The following is a 3,154-nucleotide window of genomic DNA, read 5'->3' as shown; positions in this document are numbered from 1 at the left end:
GCTGAAGAAGCTGCAGGCTGCCGCGGAGAGTGGGGACATCGAAGCGATGAACGAACTGGTCGACTTCCCCGCCCTGCGCACCAGCGTCAAGGAGAACGCGAAGACGGCGGTTTCGCGGGAACTTTCCAACCGCACGCGGCTGCCGGGCGTGGGCGCCATCGGCGGAATCCTCGCCGGACGCGTGGTGAACCCGGTGGTGGACCTGGCCGTCACCCCGTCGGGCGTCGCCGCGCTCACCAGCGGCCGCCTGCCCGGCGGGCGCGACGAAGACGGTGCCCAGCGCCGGGGCGTTCCTAAGGAGTTGAAGAGGAAGCTGGGATACGAGGGGATGGGCCGCTTCGAGGTGCGCTACGTGGACCGCGAGTCGGGCGACGAGCGCATCGCGCTGATCATGCGCCGAGACGGGCTGAACTGGAAGCTCACCGGCGTGCGCTTCGTCGAAGCCCAGACGCGCTGACTCGGCTCGCGTCGCGAGACGAAGGCCCGTCCGCAAACCCGCGGGCGGGCCTTCAGGCTTTTCCGACGTCGGTCAGCGGGAAGTCGTTGCCGACGAACAGCAAGGGGCGGTTCTCCACCCGCGCCACAGCGTAGCTCAGGCAGTCGCCGAAGTTCAGCCGTGCGGGATGGCGCCCTTTGCCGAATTCCTCGAACGCTTCCACCGCCACCACCCAGTGCACGGACGTGAACGGGATTTCCTCCACGCCGAAGCGCGCCTTGAACTCCGCCATCAGCGTCCGCCAGTCGAGCCCCGCCCGTGACGCGAGCACCAATCCGCATTCGGTGAGGCTTGGCGTGCCAATCCCCACGTCTGCCCGTTCAAGCAGCAGCGCGGCCAATTCCTGGAATCCGGCCTCGCCAAGGATGATGGCGACCGCCGCCGAGGTGTCTACGATCAATCGGGGCCGTACCCGAGAAGCACCGCCTTCTCTTCACGCGTGATCCGCTTGCCCAGGTGCTCTGGCGGGATGTGCGGCCAAACGTCGTTACGAAGCCATTCCATGACGCTCGCCAGCCGGCGTTGAACGTCGCGGTGTTTGACGACGAGGGCGCGAATCGCCTCCACGTCGTCGACTTCCGTTTCCTCCGCCAGTTCGCGGATGAACTGCTCCAGCTCGGGATCGTTGATCGTAATCGGCATGGCTCGGCTCCGTTCGGATCGTCCGGTTGCATTTACGCTAACATGCCCTGAGCGTCCGGTCCAGTGGTCAGAAAAAATCAGTCCGGACGGTGGCGCAAACCGTATTATCTGGCCCGGCCAAGATCGTGTCCTTATCTTGGCTGGCATGGTATCTCTCTTCGACATCCTGGGGCCGACGATGGTGGGGCCGTCTTCGTCGCACACGGCCGGCGCCTGCCGGCTGGGGCTGATCGCGCGCGCCGTCGCGGGCGGCATGCCCGAATCCGTCCGCATCCAATTGCACGGCTCCTTCGCCGCGACGGGCGAGGGGCACGGAACCCATCGCGCCATCGTCGGCGGGCTGATCGGGCTGGCGCCCGACGACCTTCGGCTGCGCGCTGCCTACGACGAGGCCACTGCGGCCGGGCTCCAGTGGGAGTTCGAGGAAATCGACCTGGGCGACGAGGCACATCCCAACACCGCCATCTTCCACGTGACGCTGGGCGGCGAGGAGTTGGTGATCCGCGGCGCGTCGCTGGGCGGGGGTCGCGTGGAGGTGTCGGAGATCGACGGGTTTCCCGTGGCGCTGGGCGGGTCGTATCACACCCTGGTGCTGCTGGCGCACGATGAGCCGGGGACCATCGCCGCCGTCGCCACCGTCCTGGCCGGGCACCACGTGAACCTGGCCACCATGCGCGTGGACCGCACCGGCCGGCACCAGGACGCGCTGATGACCATCGAGGCCGACGAGCCCATCAGCGAGCCCGCGGTGGGTGCCATCCGCTCCTTCCCCTGGCTGCGGTGGGCGCGCGTGGTGCCGAAGATCGCGTGAAAACAGGACGCGGACCGGGTGACGCCTGCCGGGAACGGCTGCCGCGGTTTTTGCAGACGTACGGGCAGACGAAACCCTGTACCGCGTAGCCGTTCATGCACAAATCCATCGAATCGCTGATCCGCGACGCCGAGCAGAGCGGCCGCCCGCTCCCTCAGGTGGTGCTGGATCGGGAGTCCGCCGAAATGGGGATCGCGCCGGAGAAGATCCGGGCGCGCATCGGCCAGACGCTGGGGGTGATGCGCGGCGCCATCGCCGAAGGGCTGGAGGGCAAGGTCCGCTCGGCCTCGGGGCTCACCGGCGGGCGCTCCAAGCGGCTGTGGGACGATGGCCCGCGCATCCTGGGCCCCCGCGTGACCACCATCCTGGCCCGCGCAATCTCCACGCTCGAGGTGAACGCCGCGATGGGGCTGATCGTGGCCGCCCCAACCGCGGGGGCCGCGGGCGTGCTGCCGGCCATCCTGATCTCCGTGGACGAGTTCGCGGAGGGCGGCATGGGCGAGGAGCGGCTGATCGACGCCATGCTGGTGGCGGGCGGCGTGGGCGGGGTGATCGCCCAGCGCGCCTCCCTGGCCGGCGCCGAGGGCGGGTGCCAGGCGGAGACCGGCACCGCGGCGGCGATGGGCGCGGCGGCGGTCACCTGGCTGCACGGGGGAACGCACGAGCAGATTTCCACCTCCATCGCGCTCTGCCTGCAGGGAATGCTGGGGCTGATCTGCGACCCCATCGGCGGGCTGGTGGAAATCCCCTGCATCTACAGAAACGCCAGCGCCGCCATGCAGGCCATTGCCGCCGCGGAGATGGCGATGGCCAACCTGGATTTTCCCGTCTCCGCCGACGAGGTGATCGACGTGATGGGCGAGGTGGGCCGCCGGATGCCCGCGGCGTATCGCGAAACGGCACTGGGCGGCCTGGCCGCCACTCCCTCGGCGCAGCGGCTGGTGCAGATCCGTCCCACCAAGCGCCCGTCCGGGGCCAGCAGCTAGGCGCCCTCACCCGGTCGCGCTGACACGCGTGCACCCTCTCCCCGAACAGCGTTGGAGAGGGAGTACACTTCGGGTTTGGTGCGTCCGGACCAGTCCGGTGCTCGGGCCGGCGGCCCCCATCCCCAGCCCTTCCCCCGCAAACGGCGCGGGGGAAGGGAGCCAGTCGAGTGCGCGAGGCCAGCCGGAGCGCAATCGAATTCTCCTCTCCCCCATGGGGTT

Annotated in this window: 5 protein-coding genes; 3 read left to right on the top strand and 2 right to left on the bottom strand. The window is 69.1% G+C overall.

Features of this window, described 5'->3' with window-relative positions:
- A partial coding sequence (locus tag VIB55_RS20830) for a DUF2939 domain-containing protein (RefSeq protein WP_331878596.1) occupies window positions 1-457 on the top strand: 457 nt, incomplete at its 5' end.
- Window positions 458-509: 52 nt separating this feature from the next.
- Here VIB55_RS20830 and VIB55_RS20825 read toward each other — a convergent pair.
- Together VIB55_RS20825 and VIB55_RS20820 are read right to left on the bottom strand one after the other, a co-directional pair.
- Window positions 510-896, bottom strand: coding sequence for a type II toxin-antitoxin system VapC family toxin (locus VIB55_RS20825; protein WP_331878595.1), 387 nt, complete (start codon window positions 894-896; stop codon window positions 510-512).
- Window positions 893-1,138 (bottom strand): hypothetical protein, encoded by a 246-nt coding sequence (locus VIB55_RS20820; protein ID WP_331878594.1) that lies wholly within the window; start codon window positions 1,136-1,138, stop codon window positions 893-895. Before VIB55_RS20820 ends, VIB55_RS20825 begins: the two co-directional genes overlap by 4 nt.
- Before the next feature lie 145 nt (window positions 1,139-1,283).
- On the opposite strand from VIB55_RS20820, the gene sdaAB reads away from it, so the two are divergent.
- Window positions 1,284-1,949: an L-serine ammonia-lyase, iron-sulfur-dependent subunit beta gene (gene sdaAB, locus VIB55_RS20815; RefSeq protein ID WP_331878593.1), complete on the top strand. Its 666-nt coding sequence runs from the start codon at window positions 1,284-1,286 to the stop codon at window positions 1,947-1,949.
- 95 nt (window positions 1,950-2,044) lie between these two features.
- Entirely contained in the window at window positions 2,045-2,935 is an 891-nt protein-coding gene (sdaAA, locus tag VIB55_RS20810) for an L-serine ammonia-lyase, iron-sulfur-dependent, subunit alpha (RefSeq protein WP_331878592.1), read from the top strand.
- Window positions 2,936-3,154 lie beyond the last annotated feature (219 nt).

The organism is Longimicrobium sp., assembly GCF_036554565.1.
In the GTDB taxonomy this organism is placed as follows: Bacteria; Gemmatimonadota; Gemmatimonadetes; order Longimicrobiales; family Longimicrobiaceae; genus Longimicrobium.
The sequence above is the reverse complement of the archived record's forward strand: the minus strand, read 5'-3'. Positions and strand labels throughout refer to the sequence as shown.

Bases quoted from the DNA above. Each gene is read 5' to 3' on its own strand.
- VIB55_RS20820 (WP_331878594.1), bottom strand. From the start codon at position 1,138: ATGCCGATTACGATCAACGATCCCGAGCTGGAGCAGTTCATCCGCGAA.
- sdaAB (WP_331878593.1), top strand. From the start codon at position 1,284: ATGGTATCTCTCTTCGACATCCTGGGGCCGACGATGGTGGGGCCGTCT.
- sdaAA (WP_331878592.1), top strand. From the start codon at position 2,045: ATGCACAAATCCATCGAATCGCTGATCCGCGACGCCGAGCAGAGCGGC.